This is a genomic window from Indioceanicola profundi (genome assembly GCF_003568845.1).
Lineage (GTDB): Bacteria > Pseudomonadota > Alphaproteobacteria > Azospirillales > Azospirillaceae > Indioceanicola > Indioceanicola profundi.
On sequence record NZ_CP030126.1, the window covers coordinates 1604022 to 1623300 of the forward strand.

A 19279-nucleotide genomic window follows, 5' to 3' on the forward strand; every position below is an offset into this window, starting at 1 on the left:
AAGCTGGCGGATCGTTAAGCTTTGACGGATGATGATGGGGCCGACGCGATCGAGAGGTCCGACTGCACGATGAGCATCATTCCGCCCTATTTCCGTCCGTTGCAGCAGTTCTACCGGTCGGGGCCGATGCCCTGCCCCTACATCCCGGGCCGGATTGAGCGCAAGCTGTTCACCCGCCTGTCCGGCGCCCATGCGCCCGAAGTGAATTCCAGCTTGTCGCGGGCCGGCTTCCGCCGGAGCCACGACATCGTCTATCGGCCGGTGTGCCCGGGATGCAATTCCTGCGTCCCGGTGCGCATTCCGGTGGAGCAGTTCACCGGCAACCGCACCCAGCGCCGGCTGCGCCGCCGCAACGCCGACCTGACCCTGACTCCGGTTCCCGCTGGCGCCACCATCGAGCAGTATCAGGTCTTCACCGCCTATCAGGTCGCCCGCCATGTGGAGAGCGAGATGCGGCGGATGAGCCTGGCTGATTTCGCCGCCATGGTGGATGAGGGCCGGGTGGACAGTTGGCTGTTCGAGGCACGCTCGCCGGACGGAAAGCTCCGCGGCGGGCTGTTGGCCGACCGGCTGGATGACGGCTTCTCCGCCGTCTACAGCTTCTACGACCCGTCCGAACCGCAACGGAGCCTCGGCTCGTGGCTGATCCTGGCGATGGTGGAGGAGTGCCGGCGTCTGGGCCTGCCCTACCTCTATCTGGGCTACTGGATACGCGAGAGCCGTAAGATGGCATACAAAGCCAAGTTCCAGCCCATCGAGATGCTAGGCCGGGAGGGCTGGGTGCCGCTGCCGCCGGCCGAGGCCGAGCCGGCGAAGATGATGCCAATTCCGCCCGATCTGGACGATGATGGCGGCTACGACGGGGATGGGCTTTACTAGGATCGGACCGGCCCTTCCCGGAAGCGCCAATCAAGAAGAAATCGGACGAGGACTCCCATCATGAAGCGCCGCGCCTTCCTGACCGCCGCAGGTGCGGCCACCGCATCGGCTACGGTGCCTGTCGCGGCGGCACGCGCCCAGGCTCCGGCCATCCTGTCCGGCCGGCAGGAATGGCGAATGGTCACGAGCTGGCCGAAGGGTCTTCCCGGCGTCGGCACCGGTGCCGAGCGACTGGCCCGGCGCATCGCCGAGCTTACCGACGGCCGCATCACGGTGCGGGTCTATGCGGCGGGCGAACTGGTGCCAGCCCTTCAATGCTTCGACGCCGTGGCCAATGGCACGGCGGAGCTTGGCCACGACGCCTCCTACTACCACCTGTCCAAATCGGAGGCGACGGCCTTCTTCACCTGCTTCCCCTTCGGCTTCACGGCCAATGAGCTGGATGCCTGGGTCCATCATGGCGGCGGGCAGCCGCTGTGGGATGAGCTTTATGCAGGTTTCGGGCTGAAGGGCTTCCTGGCCGGCAATACAGGAGCGCAGATGGTCGGCTGGTTCCGGAAGGAGATCAGAACCGCCGCCGATCTGCGGGGCCTCAAAATGCGGACGCCGGGCAACAATGCCAGGGTCCTCTCCAAGCTCGGCGCCACCATCGTCAATGTCCCGGCTGGCGAAATTTTCACCAACCTTCAGTCCGGCGCGCTGGACGCGGCCGAATGGGTCGGGCCCTTGAACGATCTGGCGCTGGGATTTTACCAGGTGGCGCCCTACTACTACTCTCCCGGTTATCAGGAACCCAGCGCCGGTCTCCAACTCACCGTGAACAAGGCGAAGTACGACGCGCTGCCACGCGACCTCCAGCTTGCTCTCCAGATTGCGGCACAAGCGGAGAACAACAATATGCTGGCGGAATATACGGCGCTCAGCGGGCCGGCACTGCGGACCCTGGTGGAAGCGCATGGCGTCCAGCTCCGCCGCCTGTCGCCCGAACTGCTCCAGGCCCTCGGCGATGCGGCGAATGAGGTTCTGAACGAACTCCACGCCAATGGCGACCCCATGACCAGGAGGGTGATCGAGAGCTTCCTGGAATTCAGGACCAAGGTCCGGCCATGGACCCGCGTGGGCGAGTTCACCTATATGCAGGCCCGCAATCACGACGTCCGGCTGGCCCTGGAATAGCTCGTGTGAACAAGCCTTCCCCACAGCCGGACAACCGTCCCGTTGGAGGACCGGAAGGAACGAGCGCGCCGTCTCATCGTATCAGGCGCCGATGCGGCGAATTTGCTTGAGCTTGCCATCCACGATGCTTGGTCCCAGTCTTCGCCAATGCTCGGCATCGGGGAATGACGGAGCGTTTCGATTGGAACTCTACGATGAGCGATGTCCGCCTTGCCGGGCGTCCAGCGGCCGACCTCCCCCTATGATGAAGAGCGTTGTCCAGAACCGACCTGTCCAACCGTAGTGAGCGCAGCGCATGAGCACCTTGACCCCGGAAGAGCCGACCGTTCAGGCCCGCATCCAAGCCAGCTTCGACAAGCAGGGGCTGATGGGCACCCTTGGCGCGTCGATCCTGCGCATTGCACCGGGAGAGGTCGACATTGCCCTGTCGCCGAGCTCGGCAGTCTCGCAGCAGCACGGGTTCGTTCATGCAGGGGCCGTTTCGGCAATTGCGGACACCGCCGCCGGCTATGCCGCGCTCAGCCTCATGCCGCCGGGCGCCGGAGTGCTGACCACCGAGTTCAAGATCAACCTTGTGGCGCCCGCCGCCGGTGAGCAAATCGTGGCCAGAGGCCGCGTCGTAAAGGCCGGACGGACCCTCACCCTGGCGCAGACCGAGGTCTTCGCCGAAACCGCGGGCAAGGAGAGGTTGGTTGCCCTTCTCACTGCGACCCTGATGAAGATCGAAGGCCGGGACGGGGTGGCCGATTAGAGAACCGGGTGCTCCAAGAAAGTCCTTTCGCGACCTTGAACCGGAAACCGGGCAGAACCGGCCACAATCGGGTGGATTTCACACACGATCCGGTCCGTGATGACTGGCGCGGCAAATCCCGGACCGGCATGCGCAGCGCTTCACAAATAGGTATTAAGCCATTCGTCTAGGCGCGCTGTTCACAGGCGACCGCACCCAATAGATAGGTCGGACCAAACGGACAGTGCACTAGATATCTTGATCTCTCCTGCGACCGGCAGATGGTTACCTCCAGTTCGCAGCTACTTGTAAACATATTGACGTACTCTGGTCTTTACACTGTCATTTGCTTAACCAATCATTGCCTCACTCCAACGGGTGGGACACTGGTCAAAGATGGTTGAGACATCTCTCTTTGAACGCACCCCGTGGCGATCGGACGCCAAGGAAGAGCGGCTGAGCCGGTACAGGAAGTACCTCGCACAGCATCCTGAACGCCCCGCCCTTGATCCGGACGAGGATCAGGGCTTCCTACTGTTCGAGATTGCCAACCTTGTCAGCCCCCAGCGGACTCCACGCCCGCTCCGCTGCCGGGACCGGTAGCCGCGCCCTTCCCTGGCGTCAGTTTCCCAGCGGTCCGCTGGGCGGCACGGCGGATGCCTCCTGCCGGGTCCTGTAGCCGTCCAGGAAGCTTCGGAACGTATCGATCTCCGCCATCCGGGCCTGAATGCTGTTCAGGTCCACCAGCCCCGCCGGTTCGCCCGGCCGGGTCAGTACGGTGAACATCTGCGCTTCGGCCGTCTCTCCCATCGCGGGTCCGAACCGGTCGCGCAGGGTCGCCAGCCCGGCATCGTCCTGGGCCAGCGACAGTGCCACCGCCTGGTTCACAACCAGTTTCGCCGTCTCGGCCGGGATTTTCGTGCCGTCCGCTGGCGGAGGACCGATGACATCCGCCAGCGCCTGCGCCGCGGCTGGCCACTGCTTATCCCGCCACGCGATGTCGATCCGCAGCAGGGCCGCCGGCCTGGAGCTGTCGGCTGCCAGGAGCTGCACCGCATCCGCGCCTCTGCCGGTGCGCGACAGGGCCCGCGCCCGCAACAACCGCCGCTCCTCCTCCAGCGAGGGCGGCAGATCGGGCGCGTTGCTTTTGTCCAGAGCCGTGAGCGCGTCATCCGGCCTGTTGTCGAGCAGGCGGATCGCCGCCAACCGTGCGCCGACCTTCGCCTTTTCCGCGCCGCTCAGCCGGAACTGCACCTGCCGGTCCAGAAGCTCCGCAGCCCTGTCCAGCAGGTCGATTTCCACCAGACGCTCGGCCAGCCGACGAATGATCCGGTCGCCATCCGCGCCCGGCGGGGTCAGCTCCCGGTACTGCTCATAGAGGGACAGCGCCTCCAGCGGTGAGAGGTGCGCCGCGCCGTCCTTCAGGAACAGGTCCGTGAAGGTGCCGGTCATCTGGTTCGCGATCTCCGCCGCCTGCGGATCATCGGGGAAGAGCGAGATGGTACGGCGCATGGTGTCGAAGGCCTGGGCGTAGTTGCCGGCCAGCACATGCATCTCCCCGAGCCGGCGCTGGATCGCCAGTTCAAGCCCGTCGCCGCGCCAGGCGAAGCGGAGTTTTTCGTATTCCTCAGCCGCCTGCTGCGCCGTGATCTCGCCATCGCCGAGACGCAGCTCGATCAGGTCGCGCGTGGCAAGGGTCCGGTTCAACCGGTCATCGCCCGCCGCCAGCCCGGCCAGCGTCTTCTTGGCCTTCGCCGTGTCCCCCAGCGCCTGCTGCACCCTGGCGCGGCGATACCGGACATGGTTCGCATCCGAACCGTCCTCGGCGCCGCGCTTCACCAGCCGATCGGTCAACAGGGCCGCCGTTTCCACGGCTCCCTGTGCCAGCGCGCTATCCACCGCAGCCATGGCGATACGGGTGAAGAAGGGGTCCGGGAAGCTATCCAGGCGGTCGCGCCGTGCCGTGAACAGGCGGTGGGCCAGCGCATGGTCGCCCGCCTTTGATGCGGCCATGGCCCGCCAGAGATCCGCATCCGGCTCTCCGCCCAGGTCCCGTGCTGACAAATCCTGCTGCGCGCCCTGGATGTCGCCTGTCAGCGCCCGCCCCACGCCCCTGACGGCCAGGAACTCCGGCCGCCGGTCAATATCGGGCTGCTCCTGCTGGACCAGACTCAGCATGGCCAGGGCTTCCGTACCGAAACCATTGGCGGCGTAGAACCGGGCGAGGTCGAGCCGCGCCTTATCGCGCAGCTCCGCCGGCGCTTCGGTTTCCCGCTGCCACAGCACCTGCCGAGTCGGGATCATGTCCTTGGCAGCCACCCTGCCCCACCTGTCGAAGTCGAACAGAGCCTCGGGCTCAGCCGCGACGACCGGGGGATTGGCCGTCAGCGCGTCCTCCTCCGGTGACAGGCGCAGCCCGCCGGGCACGGTCATGTCCACGCCCTCCCGCACCGCGCGGACCTCCAGCCGGTCATCAAGCGGTCGGATCGCCAGACCCTGCACCGTCGGCAGCAACTCCGCCTCGCGGAACCGCCTCGGTTCGGCGAGGCGCTGTCCAGCGACCGGAAGCGGAACCAGATGAAGCACATCCCCGACGACAGGGTCCTGGAAGCGGAGGATCGTGTCCGCCTCCTCCGCCGCGATGACAACGCGTGCGCCGAGGGCGAAGTCCGGGTCCGGGCGGACATTGATGCTGGCCGGACCTCCGGTTGCGTCGGCCTGCTCCAACGAAATGCTCCAACGGGTTCCGTCGCGCTCCACCCGTGGAACCGCCAGCGGCGGCAGCGCCAGGCGATAGCCGCTCCCCTCTTCCAGCTCCACCTTTTCGACGGTCCCGGTGAAACCGCCGAGGGCCGGACCCGAGGGCTGTGCATCCACGACGCGGTCGAACAGCACATAGAACCAGCCCGCGCGCTCGAACATCACAGCGGCGGTGGGCTTGCGCGGATCGAAAACAATCTGTGCGGCGGAGTGTGCGGGCGGCGCTGTTTCCGTCCGGATCGCCGCCGCTGCCGGCTGCGGGGGGGAAGGCGGAGGCGCGGAAGGCTCCTGCGGCGTCTCCTGGGCCGGCGCAAGCGGTTGCGGCGTGCGGTCCGCGACGACGGGCCGGGCCTGCTGCGGCTCCGCCGCCTGCTGCCGGGCAGCTTCCTGCGCTTCCTCCGTTCCGGAGCCGCGGCCCGGAATCTTGTACAGCGGGACGTCTTCCGACGCCGATCCTGATGGTTTAGCAGCCGCGGCGGCCGACGCGGCCGGCTGCGCCGCCGGGGCGGGTTCCGCAGCTTCCGCCGCGGGCGGCTGCGGCGCGGCGGCCGCCCTGGCGGAGGGCGGCGGGTCGGAAACGTCGATCACCAGCCGCGTGCCGTTGCGGAAGTCCTTCAGCACCGCTCCAGGCGGTACCGTGAAGGACACCGCCATCCCCTGCTCGGATGAGTCTTCCGCCGTCAGATCGGCTACGCGTGGCGGATTGATCCGGCGCGCCCGCGCCAGGTCAGCCCGTCCAGGAGCGGCGAACCGGACCGTAACCCGGTCGCCATTCCGCTCGATGACATGGGGCACCGGAGTATTCCAGTCGAATACCAGACGCGCATAGGCCGGATGGATGCCGGCCCGCACAGGCACGGTCGGGATTTCAGTCGCGGCGGCCTCCGCCGGGGCGGCTTCCTGAGCCATCGCGGGCGGGGTCAGGAAAGTCGCGGCAAGCAGCAGGGCCGCGAAGGCGTCGGTCAATGGCCGGCGGTTCATGGCAGGCCCCCCTGTTCTCCGCTCGCACGATGCTCCCGCACGATCAGGTCCACGCGCCGCGCCAGCTCGCGCCGTCGGACCTCCGGAAGCCAGGGTGCGACCTCGCCGAACGCTGCATCGCCCTGGCCGCGGACGGTGATGTCGCGCTGATATCCGGCGTCGGCCAGCGCATCCGCCACCGCACCGGCGCGTGCAAGCGACAGCTCCCAGTTGGAGGGCCAGCGCGGGCCGGGCGTGGCCGGATCGGCATGACCGACCACATCCACCGCATTGCCGAGATTGGCCGCAATACCGCCCAGCAGGAAGACCGCGCGCCGCCCCGCCGGCGACAGCTCGGCGGAGTCGGAGGTGAACAAAAGGTCCGACGGAAGGGCCAGCACGATATGGTCCTCACGCCGGGTCATCCGCACATTGGCCAGTTCCGCACGCCCGGCCATCTGGCTTTCGAATACCCGGCCGAGATAGCCCAGGTCGATCGCCTGCTCCCGGTCCGTTCCCTCGGCATTGAAAGCCGTGCGGGGAGTGGCCTCGCCATCCTGCCGGGGCGCGGCTTCGCCGGGCAGTCCCTGGGCGAAGGCTGCATATCGCCGTGGGTCAGGCTCCGACATGGCGAACAGCATGACGAAGAAGGTCAGCAGCAGGCAGACCAGATCGGTGAAAGTCACCAGCCAAGCGCGTCCCGCCGGGCCGCTCCCGCCAGGGATCAGACGTCCGAAGCCCGGAATTCCGGCGGCAGCGCTCATGACCCGGCCTCCGGCGTAAGAGAGATCGCACGGCCGGCGGCGGTCAGGGTGAACAGCAGGCGCAGTCGGCCCGACGGTCCAGCCTCCATCCCGACCGTCAGCGCACCGGCGGGCGCGCCATGATGGACCAGTCCGCGGGCGATGGCTCCGGCCCCGTCGATCTGCCCGACCCTGGCGTCCGGATCGCCCCCCGCCGCGAGAAGCGCCTCCAGCCGCACCTGCACTCCGCCCGCACGCGGAAGCAGAATTCCTGCCACGCGGCTCAGCAGCGCCACCCGGTCCTCACGCACGGTCTGCTGCCCGCTTCCATCCAGGAGCAGCTCCGTAGCCGGCATTTCCAGGACGAGAGTGCGCCCATCGGAATCCGGAGCAAGCTTGGCCAGCGGTATCTCCGCCAGGATCAGTTCGCCAAGTTCCCGCACCGCCGTGGCCGCCTCTGCCAGAGATCCGGCCCGGAAGCGGTCGCCCGACGGGTCCTCAGCGCCTTCTCCGCGGGCGAATGCCGCTTCCACGCTTTCCAGCACGTCGCCGACCTTCGCCTCCTCGAACCGGGAAAGCGCATTCATCAGGATGAAGAAGCCCAGCAGCAGGATGAAAACGGCCAGATACTGGATCAGCCCGGACGAGCCATCCCCCTCGCCGCCCGGCGGATTGCCCGCCGGTCCGATGCCTTGTCCAGTTGTACTGTCCTGCGATCCGAACATTCCCGCCCGCCGGTCGTCGGGTCAGTCGAACAGGCTGTCGATGAAGGCCTGGTCCACCCCGGCCCCGCTGAGTTGCGGGCCGTGGAGCAGGAACTTGTCCTCGTCGTCCTTCTTGACCTCTTCCGCCACATTGGGATGGCGCTGCTGCACCTCCTCCCCCATGGCGAGCAGCATGGCCTCGACCTTGGCCTCGATATGCTTCAGCGCGCGGACTACCTTGGTGATGCGCTGGCCGGTAATGTCCTGGAAGTTGCAGGCCTCGTAGATGCCCGTGGTGACGTCCATCAGCTTCGCAGAGGTCTCGGCCGGTGCATCGCCCGCCAGCGCCATGATCTGGTCGCAGGCATCCATGATGCGGTTGGTGGCCTCCTCAGTATGGGTGACGACCGCGTCCAACTCATCGGTCGCGCGCGGAATATGCTCGGAGTGGATGTCGGCCGGATGCAGTTCCGCGATCTCGCGCTTGGCATTGTTGATGTAGCGCGCCAGCGCCTCCAACTCGGCATAGACCTTCAGTTCCTGCTGCCCGACATCGCCGCCCATGGAGGCGATCACGGAGCTGACGATGCCCGCCACCTCCTCGCGGGTGAGCGGGACCTTCGCCTGAACGCGGGCGGTGTCGAGCATGTCCTGCAGGGCGGGATCGGCGGATCGCATGATCTACTCACTTCTCGGGGCGGAGATTGGGATCTGGAAGGACGGGGGCCGGCGGACTGTCATTGCGGAAGCGCCGGAAGATTCGTGCGGGCGGCGCGCAGGGCCGTGATCTTGCTGGCCCTGGCCGGGTCCATTGCGCCGAAGATGGGGGCCAGCTTGCTTTCACGCATGCGGCCGATGACATCCAGAAGCACATCGTCGCCCAGTTGCTCGAAGACGGCCGCAGCCTCCTTCGGCTTCATGGTCTCGTAGATCTTGACCAGACTGTCGAGCTGAGCCTGCTCCTGCTCATTCACCTGCTGGATCAGCTTTCCGATTTCGGCCTTCAGCGCGTCCAGCTCGCCGATCTTCTGGTTCAGACGCTGCTCCGCGACCTGAACCAGCGCCTCTCTCTGGTCCAGCTCGCGGGCGCGCGCATCCAACTGCTCCCGGCGCTCCTGAAGCCGTTGCAGCAGCTCCACCTCCGACGGGTTGAAGGAGCGTTCCGGCTGCGGAGCGGCGGCAGGCGCCGGTGCGGGCTGTGCGGCGGCAGGGGGCTTCTCGGCGGCCGGCTGGGCGGCCGGCGCTTCCGCCACCTGGACAGGAGCAGCTTCGGCCGGCGCAGGCCGCAATGGCGGCAGACCTTCGGTTACCTGCTGGCTGGCAACCACGCGCGCCACATCAGGAAACTCGCCGCCCGTAGCCACCGCGGTCCAGATATCGCCGACCCGCGCGCCCAGCAGCAGCACGGCCGCGAAAATCGTCGCCGGAATCAGTCGTGGCCGAAGGGAAAACCTCCGGCGCGGCGCTTTCTCCGATGCCTTGGCGGCCTTGCGGACCGGCTGCTTGGCCCGCACGGGCGGGCGGGCCGCAGCGGCGGGGACAGTCCTGGACGAGGTCTGCGCGTCGCGGGTCATTGGCGCAGGTTCTCCAGCGCCTGGAGCAGTTCCTTTTCCGCCTTGGACCGGGGCTCCGCCGCATTGGCGGACGGCCCCGGCGCCAGACGGGCGGGCGGGGCCGGCGGAACCGGAGCGGGCGCCGGGCTCTGCGCCGACATCGCCGCCTGCCGCGCCTTGCCGCTGGCCGCCTCCAGACGGTTGGCGAGGCCATCGGCGGACTGCACGATGATCTCCAGCTCCTCCTTCAAATCCTGGGCCTTCAGGATTTGGGACTGGAGCAGTTCACCGGATTCGCTGGCGGCCCTGCGCATACCCTTGACGCCGGCTTCCGCCTGCGCCGTTGCCTCGGCGAAGCCCTTCACCAGACCTTCCAGCTCGGACCGGCTCTCCTTCACGGCGGTAAGCTGCCGGTTCAGGCGGATGGCATAGACGATGGTGGCGATCAGCAGACAGATCACCACCAGATCCAGCAGGATGGAAATGACGCCCGGCATCATGGCTGCCCCTCAGGCTTCGGCGCTTCCTTGTCGATGCGCACGGCAATGTTTCCGCCCTTGCGGCCCATTCGGCCAAGGAACATGGGCACGTCCCCGCAGCGGAGGTCGATGGTGTCGTCCGGCGCCACATTCAGCAGCACGCGGCTCCCGACGCGCCAGGACAGCACCTCGTTCAGCGGCAGCACGATCTCGTCCAGCACGGCGGAGAGGTGAATGTCCGTGCTCCACAGCTCGGACGCGAGGTGGGTTTCCCAGATGCTGTCGCGACCGAACTTCTCGCCCATGAACATCTGCAACAGCAGCTCGCGCACCGGCTCCAGCGTGGCATAGGGGATCAGCAGCTCCAGCCGGCCGCCGCGGTCCTCCATGTCGATGCGCAGCTTGACCAGTACGGCGGCGTTGGCCTGCCGGGCGATGGTGGCGAAGCGGGGATTCGTCTCCAGCCGGTCGAAGCGGAAGGTCACCGGCGAAAGCGGGTCGAAGGCGGCGGACAGGTCGGACAGGACCACATGCACCATGCGCTCGACCAGATTGCGCTCGATGGTGGTGTAGGGCCGGCCTTCGATGCGCATCGCCGCGGTGCCGCGCCGCCCGCCCAGCAGCACGTCCACGATGGAGTAGATCAGCGCGGAGTCGATGACCATCAGGCCGTAATTGTCCCACTCCTCCGCCTTGAACACGGCCAGCATGGCGGGCAGCGGAATGGAGTTCAGGTAGTCGCCGAACCGGACCGAGCTGATCTGGTCCAGGCTGACCTCGACATTGTCGCTGGTGAAGTTGCGCAGGCTCGTCGACATCATGCGGACGAGGCGGTCGAAGACCACCTCCAGCATGGGCAGGCGTTCGTAATTCACCAGCGCCGAGTTCACCAGCGCCATCACGCCGGTGTTGTCGCCGTCGCCGTTGCCGTCGCTGTCGAAGCCGAGAAGGCTGTCGATCTCGTCCTGGTTCAGGACGCGCGTTGCCCCGCCGCCGCCCATGTCGCCGAAGCCGTCGCCGCCCTCATCCGCCAGGGCCGCCCATTCGGCGGCCATGCGTTCTTCCTCGCTGAGCTCCTGCGGGTCCGCCATCTGCTCCCCTCACCCTCTCCGAAGCGTCGGTCGCGACACGCTCATTGCACCAGGAATTCGTTGATCAGCACGTCCTTGATCCGGACCGGGTGGGCAGCGGCGTTGACGCGCATCTGCAGTTCCTCCCGCAGCCGGTACAGCCCGGCGGAGCCGCGCAGATCATCGGGCCTCAGCTCACGCAGATAGACCTGGAAGGTGTCCACGATCCGGGGCATGACGCCCTGGATCGCCGCCTGATCCTCCGGCCGCATCAACTCCAGTGTGATGTTGAGCTTGAGGAAGACCGGCCGCCGCTCCTGGGTATTCAGATTGACCAGGATCTCTTCCATGGGCAGGAAGACCGGCGGGCCGGTATAGGCCGGCGCGGCAGGCTGCTCTGCGTGCTCTTCCCCATGCTCCCCGGCATGTCCGCCGAGCAGCCCCGAGAAGAATACGGCAGCGCCGCCGCCGATCACGATCAGCAGCGGCAGCACGATGAAGAGGACGATCTTCTTTCCGCTGAGCTTCTTGCGCGGAATGTCCTGATCGGTGATCCCGCCGCCATCCGTCTCAATCGCCGTCATGGCTTCACCGCCCTGTCCCCGTCCCCATGCCGCATCGGAATGCCGTTCCGCGGCGAACCGGCCGTTCCGGTCCCCGTGAACCGGCCAGCACCCACCACGCACGAATGCGGTACCACCTAATCATGGGGTGGTTAACAAGGGCTTTCAACAATTTCGAGGGGGACCGGCAAAGAACAGCGGCAGGTGAGTCCCCCATGCCGCACTGCCGGAAACGGAACGGGCCGGAATGCAACTCGTGTTGTGCAATGCACGCTTACCCGCCTGTTGGGCTGGTGTTACTCTGCGCCGTCCGAGGGGCGGCGGGACAATCAGCAGGAGGAGCGCGGCATGGGAATTCACGTGGCACTCAATCACAAAACGGTCTACCGCTACGACCGGTCCGTGAGTCTGGGGCCACAGGTGGTCCGGCTTCGTCCGGCCCCACACTGCCGCACGCCGATCCTGTCCTATTCCCTGAAAGTAACGCCCAAGAACCACTTCCTGAACTGGCAGCAGGACCCGCAGTCCAATTGGCTGGCCCGCTTCGTCTTCCCGGACAAGACGACCGAGTTCACGCTGGAAGTCGATCTGGTCGCCGATATGGCCGCGATCAACCCCTTCGACTTCTTCCTGGAGCCGGGGGCGGAGCACTGGCCCTTCACCTACGACACGCTGCTGGAGAAGGACCTGAAGCCGTTCCTGGAGGCGGAGGAGCCGGGACCCGGACTGGCGCGGCTTCTGTCCGCCATCGAGCGTAATAAGACCGCGACCGTCGACTTCCTGGTGGGCCTGAACCAGAAGGTCCAGGGAAGTGTCGGCTATGTGATCCGGTTGGAACCGGGGGTGCAGTCTCCTGAAGAGACGTTGGAGCTCGGTACCGGCTCCTGCCGCGACTCCGCTTGGCTGCTTGTGCAGGTGCTGCGCCACATGGGCCTCGCTGCCCGCTTCGTGTCCGGCTATCTGATCCAGCTCACGCCCGACCAGAAGCCGCTGGAGGGTCCCGAGGGGCCCAGCGCCGACTTCACCGACCTGCATGCCTGGGCGGAGGTCTACCTGCCCGGGGCCGGCTGGATCGGGCTCGACCCCACCTCCGGCCTGATGGCGGGCGAAGGGCACATCCCCGTCGCCGCCACTCCCGACCCCTTCTCCGCCTCTCCCGTGTCCGGCGCCCTGGAACAGTGCGAGGTCGAGTTCCATCATGAGATGTCGGTGACCCGCATCCGGGAAGAGCCGCGGACCACCAAGCCCTACAGCAACGAGCAATGGGCCGCCATCGACCAGCTAGGCCGTCAGGTCGACCGGGAGATCGTGGAGGAGGATATCCGCCTGACCATGGGCGGCGAACCCACCTTCGTATCCATTGATGACATGGACGGGGCGGAGTGGACGGTGGCGGCCCAGGGTCCGACCAAGCGCCTGCTGGCCGGCGACCTGATCCGCCGGCTGAAGGCCCGCTTCGCTCCCGGCGGCCTGCTGCATTTCGGTCAGGGCAAATGGTATCCGGGGGAAAGCCTGCCCCGCTGGGCGCTCCAGCTCTACTGGCGCCGCGACGGGGATGCGCTCTGGACCCATGCCGAGTACCAGGCGGATGAGCGCAGGAACTACGGCTTCGGCGTCGACCACGCCCAGCGCTTCATCACCCGGCTGGCGGAGCGGCTGGGGGTACCCGGCGACCTCGCCCGCCCGGCCTTCGAGGACCCCTGGCACTACATCCAGCGGGAACGCAAACTGCCCGTGAATGTGGACCCGTTCGACGCCAAGCTGGACAATGAGGAGGAGCGGGCACGGCTGGCCAAGGTATTCGAGCAGGGGCTGGACCGCGCCATCGGCTACGCCCTGCCGCTGAACCGCCGGCATGAGGCATCCGGCCCGGTCTGGCTGTCCAGCCCCTGGCCGATGCGCACGGACCGCCTGCTGCTGGCGCCGGGCGACAGCCCCATCGGCTACCGACTTCCGCTGGGTTCCCTGCCCTGGGTGGCGGAGGCCGATTATCCCCACGCGCCGGAGCAGGACCCGTTCGATTACCGCGGCCCGCTGCCGTCCCGGGATGAGCTGAACTCCCAACTTGCCCTGCATCTGGGCCGGACGGAGGGGGTTACACCGGAGCGGCGCATGGCCGATGTCCGCGCGGACGTGCCGGAGCGGGGGGAGAGCGCCTGGTGGGTGGTGCGCACGGCTATCTGCGTGGAGCCGCGCGACGGCCGCCTCTATGTCTTCATCCCGCCCGCCAGCCATCTGGAGGACTGGATCGAGCTGATGGCCCATATCGAGGCCACGGCGGTCGAGCTGGACATGCCGGTGGTGCTGGAGGGCTACGGCCCGCCGCGCGACCCGCGCCTGAATTCCATTGCCGTGACGCCCGACCCCGGCGTGATCGAGGTGAATATCCACCCCGCCCACAATTGGGAAGAGCTGACCCACACCATCACCACCCTGTACGAGGATGCGCGCCAGACCCGGCTGGGGACGGAAAAGTTCGCGCTGGACGGCAAGCATGTCGGCACCGGCGGCGGCAACCACATCGTGGTGGGCGGCCCGACCCCGGCCGACAGCCCGTTCCTGCGCCGGCCTAACCTGCTGCGGTCCCTGCTGACCTATTTCCAGAACCACCCCGGCCTGTCCTACCTGTTCAGCACCCAGTTCATCGGTCCGACCAGCCAGCATCCCCGCGTGGACGAGGCGCGGCACGACAGCCTGTACGAGTTGGAGATCGCCTTCCGCACGCTGGACCAGTGGCAGGGCAGCCCGCCGCCTTGGCTGGTGGACCGCGCCTTCCGCCACCTTCTGGTGGACGTGCAGGGTAATACCCACCGGGCCGAGTTCTGCATCGACAAGCTCTACAGCCCCGACAGCTCCACCGGCCGCCTCGGCCTACTGGAGCTGCGCAGCTTCGAGATGCCGCCGCACGCGCAGATGAGTCTGGTTCAGCAACTCCTGCTGCGTTCCCTGATCGCCTGGTTCTGGAAAGAACCCTACCGAGGCAAGCTGGTGCGCTGGGGCACAGAGCTGCATGACCGCTTCATGCTGCCCTACTACGTGATCCAGGATATCCAGGACGTGGTGGACGACCTGCGGAACGCCGGCTACGCCTTCGATCCGGCCTGGTTCGCGCCCCATGTCGCCTTCCGCTTCCCCGTTCTAGGGCATGTCGCGCAACGCGGCATGACGCTGGAGCTGCGCACCGCGCTGGAGCCCTGGCATGTGCTGGGCGAGGAGCCGGGCGGCGGCGGCACCGTGCGCTATGTGGATGCCAGCCTGGAGCGCCTGCAGGTTCGCCTCGCCGGCGCTGCCGGCGACCGATACGCTGTCACCTGCAACGGCATGCTGGTGCCGCTGCGCCCGACCGGGACGGAGGGGGAGATGGTGGCCGGCGTGCGGTTCCGGGCGTGGCAGCCGCCCACTGCCCTGCACCCCACCATTCCGGTGCACAGCCCGCTGGTCTTCGATATCCTCGATACCTGGACGGGCCGTTCGGTTGGCGGCTGCACCTATCACGTCTCGCATCCGGGCGGCCGGAACTTCACCACATTCCCGGTGAATGCGAACGAGGCGGAGGGGCGGCGGCTTGCGCGGTTCTTCCCGTTCGGGCATACGCCGGGTCCGATGACCGCGCCGACGGAAATCCGCAACGCCGACTTCCCTCTGACCCTAGACATGCGCCTTGGCTGAACCTGCGTACCAACTGACGGACGGTCAGCCGAGCCTTTTCGGCGAGGCCGACAGCATCGGCTACGGCATCGGTCCCGTCTGGGATGAGATGGTCACCGGGACGGGGCGGCTGCGTCCGCATTGGCAACGCTTCCTGTCCGCCCATGGCCCCTTCGCGCCGGAAGAGATGGCGGCGCGCTGGGACCTCGCGCGCCGCCTGCTCTCCCAGAACGGCGTCACCTACAACTTCTATGCCGAGAATGGCGGGCTGGAGCGGCCCTGGCCATTGGACCCGGTGCCCCTGCTGCTTCCGGCGGAGGAGTGGCGGACGATCTCCGCCGGCCTGATCCAGCGCGCCCGCCTGCTGGAAGCGGTGCTGGACGACGTGTACGGGCCGCAGCGGTTGCTGCGCGAGGGCGTGTTGCCGGCTTCGCTGGTCTATGCCGATCCCGGTTTCCTTCGCGCGGCCCACGGGGTCCCGCCGCCGGGCGGCATGCGGCTGGTCCTGTTCGCGGCCGATCTGGTGCGCGGGCCCGACGGGGTCTGGCGGGTGCTGTCCAGCCGCACCCAATCCCCCACCGGCGCCGGTTATGCGCTGGAAAATCGCGTGGTGATGAGCCAGACCCAGGCAGACGCCTTCCGCACCTGCAATGTCGACCGGCTGGCTCCCTTCTTCGAGGCGGTGCGGGCGACACTGGCGCGTATCGCCCCCCGCCGCTCCGGCCCCGATGGCGCGGCCCGCGCCGTGCTGCTGACTCCGGGGCCTTTCAACGAAGCCTATTTCGAGCATGCCTATCTCGCCCGCTATCTCGGCCTCACCCTGGCCGAGGGGGCGGACCTCACCGTACGGGACCAGACCGTCTATCTGAAGACCCTGGCCGGGCTGGAGCGGGTGGATGTCATCCTGCGCCGCGTCGATGACGACTGGTGCGACCCGCTGGAACTCCGCCTCGACAGCGCCATCGGCGTCCCAGGCCTGACCCAGGCCGTGCGGTCGGGAAATGTGGCAGTGGCGAACGCCCTCGGCTCCGGCCTGACGGACAGCCCCAGCTTCATCCCCTGGATGCCCGCCCTCTGCCGCCGGCTGCTGGGCGAGGACCCCATGCTTCCCGACGTGCCGACGCTGTGGGGCGGCAACCCCACGCAGCTCGGCCTCATGGCGGAGCGGATGGACAAGCTGGTGCTCCGCTCCGCCTTCTCCGCCGTGTCCGGCAAGGCCGTCTATGGCCGCGATCTGTCCCGCGAGGAGCGGGGGGAGATGGCGGACCGCATCCGGCAACGGCCCTGCGCCTGGGTGGGGCAGGACGCCATGACGCCCAGCACGGCTCCCGTCTGGAAGGACGGGAGAATGGATGCCCGTCCCCTGGTCCTGCGCGCCTTCCTGTGCGCCAATGGAACTGGTAGCGAGCGCGGCTGGATCGCCATGCCGGGCGGCCTTGCCCGAATCAGCGCCGACCCGCGCTATCCCGCCGTGTCGCTTCAGGAAGGAGCCGGGGCAAAGGATGTCTGGGTGGTCGGCGGGGCGCCCTGCGCGCCGGCCATGCGCCGCCAGTCCGGCCCCGAAGCCGGCCGTCATGAGCCGGCACCCGTTCCGGGCGACCTGCCCTCCCGCGCCGCCGACCACCTGTTCTGGGTCGGCCGCTATGCGGAGCGGGCGGACGCTGCCGTCCGGGTTCTACGTGCCGCCACCTCCCGCATGGCCGACGACACCCGCCCCGGCGCGGTGGAGGAGCTGGTTCCCCTGCTGGGGCTCATGGGCGTGCAGGGCATGGCGCCGATGGCCATCGCAGACGTCTCCGTCGGCAAGGCCGCGCCGGGGGACGTGCCGCGCAGCATGCGCAAGGCGCTGGAGATCGTCGGCGATCCGGCCAATCCCGGCGGGCTGCGCACCGCCATCGAGCGGCTGCGCCGGTCGGCCATGGGCGTGCGCGACCGTCTTCCGCCGGACTTCAACCGCCTGCTGTCCGCCATGAACAGTCAGGCCAGCCGCCCGTTGCGCGCCGACCCGGCCGGGCTACACCTCCGCCTGGATGAGCTTGCAACCGGCCTGTCCGCCCTGGCCGGGCTGGAGCAGGACGGGATGAGCCGAGGGCCCGGCTGGCGCTTCATGGTGATGGGCCGGCGGCTGGAGCGGGCCATCGGCCTTGCCACCGCATTCGCCGGCACTGGCATCGTCCGCCCGCTTCCCCGCGTTGCTCCGGCGCTGGAGGTGCTGTTGGAGCTGGCCGATGCGGCCACCGTCTATCGGGAGCGTTTTCCAGCCGGTCTGCGGCGGGAGCATGCGCTGGATCTGCTGCTCTCCGACTCGGAGCATCCCCGCTCCCTCGTCTTCCAACTGGACAAGGTCGGACGCATGTTGTCGGCCCTGCCGGCGGCGCCGGCGTCGGAAAGCGGGGTCAGCCCGACCGAACTGGCCCGAAGCCTTGTCGAGGCTGCGGCACGGCTGGTCCGTGATCCAGCCCCTGCCCGCGATCCGGCAGCGCTGGCCGCCATGACGGACAGGCTGCATCGTCTGCTGCCTGAGATTTCCAACCTCATTTCCCAGGCTTATTTCGCCCATGTCTTCGCCCGACCTACATGAGCTGACGGCCTTGGGGCCATCCGCGGCCGCGCCGGCGCGCGTGCGCTACCGCTGCCGCCATGTGACCCGCTATTCCTATGCGGACATGGTCACGTCCTCCCAGCTTCTGGCACATCTGGCGCCGCGCCCGCATCCGCGACAGACGGGCGGCATCGCGAACCTGACCATTTGGCCGGTGCCGGCGTTGGCTATTGCACGGTTGGACTGGTTCGGCAACCCGACCACCTATGCCAGCATCCAGGTTCCGCATGAGAACCTGACCGTAACCTCCGAACTGATCGTCGAGGTACGCGTTGGCCTCGTCTTCGACCCCGCCGACACCCCGCCCTGGGAGCAGGTGCAGGCGCTCGCCATCGAGGACGGCCCTGCCGCGGAGTTCCTGGCGCAGAGTCCGCGGGTGCCGGTGCCCAACCCGGATCTGGCCGCCTATGCCGCGGAGGATTTCTTGCCGGGACGCCCGGTGGCGGAGGCTGCCATTGCCCTGATGCGGCGCATCCACCGCGAGTTCACCTTCCGCGCCGGTTCCACCACCGTCAGCACGCCGGTGGCCGAGGTGCTGGCGCAGCGTTGCGGCGTCTGTCAGGACTTTGCGCATCTGATGATCGGCTGTCTGCGCGTCATGGGCGTGCCGGCGCGGTATGTGAGCGGCTATCTCCGCACTCTGCCCCCGCCTGGCCAGATGAAGCTTCAGGGCGCGGACGCCAGCCATGCCTGGCTCCAGGCCTGGTGCGGTCCCCGTCTCGGCTGGCTGGACCTGGACCCTACCAACGCGACCCTGGTGGAGCTCGATCATCTCACCGTCGCCTGGGGCCGCGACTATGACGACGTCTGCCCGCTTCGCGGCGTCATCCTCGGCGGCGGAAGCCATACCGTCGACGTGGCCGTGGATGTGGAGGAGATTGCCTAATTCGGCTGGTTCGACGCGCCGGTTCCAATCCTGCGCCGCCGCGGCGGAGGGCTAGGCTCCCCTGCCGCTCTCTATCCAGACGCGGTGGACTTCATCGATGCCCAGCGTCCCGAACCCATCCATGTAGGCCGTGCTGGCGTCGAGATAATCCGGCTTATGCAGCCGCCGCCACTCCTCAAGGCTCCACGGCTCTCCCGTATGGCGGATATCCGGCGTGGCGGTGCAGACCAGGGCGGTAACCGGCCCACGCACGGCGCATGCCACCACATGCTCTCGAAGCAGCAGTTCGAACCCTTCGAAGAACTGGACACGGTCCCTTTCGCACCCGCTCCGCAGCGGCACGAGCAACCCGTCCACCGTCCCCCCTGGATCGGGCAGAACAGTGGGATAGACCTCGTCCTCCACCCTCACCCGCCTGTGCCCGTGCAGAATGGCCGGAGTGGCTTCTGCCGTCGGACTTGGGCGATTCAGGACGATCCTGCGCACATCGGGGTCGAGCAAAGTGCCATAAGCGAACAGCAACATG

General features: G+C 67.7%; 15 protein-coding genes. 6 read left to right on the forward strand and 9 right to left on the reverse strand.

Features of this window, described 5'->3' with window-relative positions:
* Positions 1–21 precede the first annotated feature (21 nt).
* From DOL89_RS07680 to DOL89_RS07690, 3 genes are all read left to right on the forward strand, one after another.
* On the forward strand, positions 22–879 hold the full coding sequence (locus tag DOL89_RS07680) for an arginyltransferase (protein WP_318658533.1): 858 nt from the start codon (positions 22–24) through the stop codon (positions 877–879).
* 60 nt (positions 880–939) lie between these two features.
* Positions 940–2055: a TRAP transporter substrate-binding protein gene (locus DOL89_RS07685; protein WP_119678609.1), complete on the forward strand. Its 1116-nt coding sequence runs from the start codon at positions 940–942 to the stop codon at positions 2053–2055.
* 295 nt (positions 2056–2350) lie between these two features.
* Positions 2351–2806 (forward strand): PaaI family thioesterase, encoded by a 456-nt coding sequence (locus DOL89_RS07690; protein WP_119678610.1) that lies wholly within the window; start codon positions 2351–2353, stop codon positions 2804–2806.
* A gap of 600 nt (positions 2807–3406) precedes the next feature.
* Here the strand turns inward: DOL89_RS07690 and DOL89_RS07695 are convergent.
* From DOL89_RS07695 to DOL89_RS07730, 8 genes are read right to left on the reverse strand one after another with little or no spacing between them, the layout of a single operon-like run.
* Entirely contained in the window at positions 3407–6526 is a 3120-nt protein-coding gene (locus DOL89_RS07695; RefSeq protein ID WP_119678611.1) for a tetratricopeptide repeat protein, read from the reverse strand.
* Entirely contained in the window at positions 6523–7269 is a 747-nt protein-coding gene (locus DOL89_RS07700) for an OmpA/MotB family protein (RefSeq protein ID WP_119678612.1), read from the reverse strand. Before DOL89_RS07700 ends, DOL89_RS07695 begins: the two co-directional genes overlap by 4 nt.
* Positions 7266–7973 (reverse strand): flagellar motor protein MotB, encoded by a 708-nt coding sequence (locus DOL89_RS07705; protein ID WP_119678613.1) that lies wholly within the window; start codon positions 7971–7973, stop codon positions 7266–7268. Before DOL89_RS07705 ends, DOL89_RS07700 begins: the two co-directional genes overlap by 4 nt.
* Before the next feature lie 21 nt (positions 7974–7994).
* A complete protein-coding gene (locus DOL89_RS07710; RefSeq protein WP_225889942.1) occupies positions 7995–8630 on the reverse strand; it encodes a protein phosphatase CheZ in 636 nt (211 codons plus the stop codon).
* A 59-nt stretch (positions 8631–8689) separates the two neighbouring features.
* A complete protein-coding gene (locus tag DOL89_RS07715; protein WP_119678615.1) occupies positions 8690–9526 on the reverse strand; it encodes a MotE family protein in 837 nt (278 codons plus the stop codon).
* Entirely contained in the window at positions 9523–10005 is a 483-nt protein-coding gene (locus tag DOL89_RS07720; protein WP_119678616.1) for a DUF6468 domain-containing protein, read from the reverse strand. Before DOL89_RS07720 ends, DOL89_RS07715 begins: the two co-directional genes overlap by 4 nt.
* Positions 10002–11075: a flagellar motor switch protein FliM gene (fliM, locus tag DOL89_RS07725; RefSeq protein ID WP_119678617.1), complete on the reverse strand. Its 1074-nt coding sequence runs from the start codon at positions 11073–11075 to the stop codon at positions 10002–10004. The genes DOL89_RS07720 and fliM overlap by 4 nt, the downstream gene beginning before the upstream one ends.
* 41 nt (positions 11076–11116) lie before the next feature.
* On the reverse strand, positions 11117–11638 hold the full coding sequence (locus tag DOL89_RS07730) for a flagellar basal body-associated FliL family protein (protein WP_119678618.1): 522 nt from the start codon (positions 11636–11638) through the stop codon (positions 11117–11119).
* A 327-nt stretch (positions 11639–11965) separates the two neighbouring features.
* Here DOL89_RS07730 and DOL89_RS07735 point away from each other — a divergent pair, with 327 nt between their 5' ends.
* The 3 genes from DOL89_RS07735 to DOL89_RS07745 are packed head-to-tail and all read left to right on the forward strand — an operon-like array spanning position 11966 to position 18753.
* Positions 11966–15286, forward strand: coding sequence for a transglutaminase family protein (locus DOL89_RS07735; RefSeq protein WP_119678619.1), 3321 nt, complete (start codon positions 11966–11968; stop codon positions 15284–15286).
* Positions 15279–17846 (forward strand): circularly permuted type 2 ATP-grasp protein, encoded by a 2568-nt coding sequence (locus DOL89_RS07740; protein ID WP_225889943.1) that lies wholly within the window; start codon positions 15279–15281, stop codon positions 17844–17846. Before DOL89_RS07735 ends, DOL89_RS07740 begins: the two co-directional genes overlap by 8 nt.
* Positions 17824–18753: a transglutaminase family protein gene (locus DOL89_RS07745; protein ID WP_119678620.1), complete on the forward strand. Its 930-nt coding sequence runs from the start codon at positions 17824–17826 to the stop codon at positions 18751–18753. The genes DOL89_RS07740 and DOL89_RS07745 overlap by 23 nt, the downstream gene beginning before the upstream one ends.
* 51 nt (positions 18754–18804) lie before the next feature.
* Here the strand turns inward: DOL89_RS07745 and DOL89_RS07750 are convergent, their stop codons facing one another.
* The gene (locus tag DOL89_RS07750) at positions 18805–19278 is read right to left on the reverse strand and encodes a gamma-glutamylcyclotransferase family protein (protein WP_162937378.1); all 474 of its coding nucleotides are present in this window, start codon (positions 19276–19278) and stop codon (positions 18805–18807) included.
* Position 19279: the final 1 nt, after the last annotated feature.

Coding starts and splice junctions, on each gene's coding strand:
- DOL89_RS07685 (WP_119678609.1), top strand. CDS start 940: ATGAAGCGCCGCGCCTTCCTGACCGCCGCAGGTGCGGCCACCGCATCG.
- DOL89_RS07690 (WP_119678610.1), top strand. CDS start 2,351: ATGAGCACCTTGACCCCGGAAGAGCCGACCGTTCAGGCCCGCATCCAA.
- DOL89_RS07695 (WP_119678611.1), bottom strand. CDS start 6,526: ATGAACCGCCGGCCATTGACCGACGCCTTCGCGGCCCTGCTGCTTGCC.
- DOL89_RS07700 (WP_119678612.1), bottom strand. CDS start 7,269: ATGAGCGCTGCCGCCGGAATTCCGGGCTTCGGACGTCTGATCCCTGGC.
- DOL89_RS07705 (WP_119678613.1), bottom strand. CDS start 7,973: ATGTTCGGATCGCAGGACAGTACAACTGGACAAGGCATCGGACCGGCG.
- DOL89_RS07710 (WP_225889942.1), bottom strand. CDS start 8,630: ATGCGATCCGCCGATCCCGCCCTGCAGGACATGCTCGACACCGCCCGC.
- DOL89_RS07715 (WP_119678615.1), bottom strand. CDS start 9,526: ATGACCCGCGACGCGCAGACCTCGTCCAGGACTGTCCCCGCCGCTGCG.
- DOL89_RS07720 (WP_119678616.1), bottom strand. CDS start 10,005: ATGATGCCGGGCGTCATTTCCATCCTGCTGGATCTGGTGGTGATCTGT.
- fliM (WP_119678617.1), bottom strand. CDS start 11,075: ATGGCGGACCCGCAGGAGCTCAGCGAGGAAGAACGCATGGCCGCCGAA.
- DOL89_RS07730 (WP_119678618.1), bottom strand. CDS start 11,638: ATGACGGCGATTGAGACGGATGGCGGCGGGATCACCGATCAGGACATT.
- DOL89_RS07735 (WP_119678619.1), top strand. CDS start 11,966: ATGGGAATTCACGTGGCACTCAATCACAAAACGGTCTACCGCTACGAC.
- DOL89_RS07745 (WP_119678620.1), top strand. CDS start 17,824: ATGTCTTCGCCCGACCTACATGAGCTGACGGCCTTGGGGCCATCCGCG.
- DOL89_RS07750 (WP_162937378.1), bottom strand. CDS start 19,278: ATGTTGCTGTTCGCTTATGGCACTTTGCTCGACCCCGATGTGCGCAGG.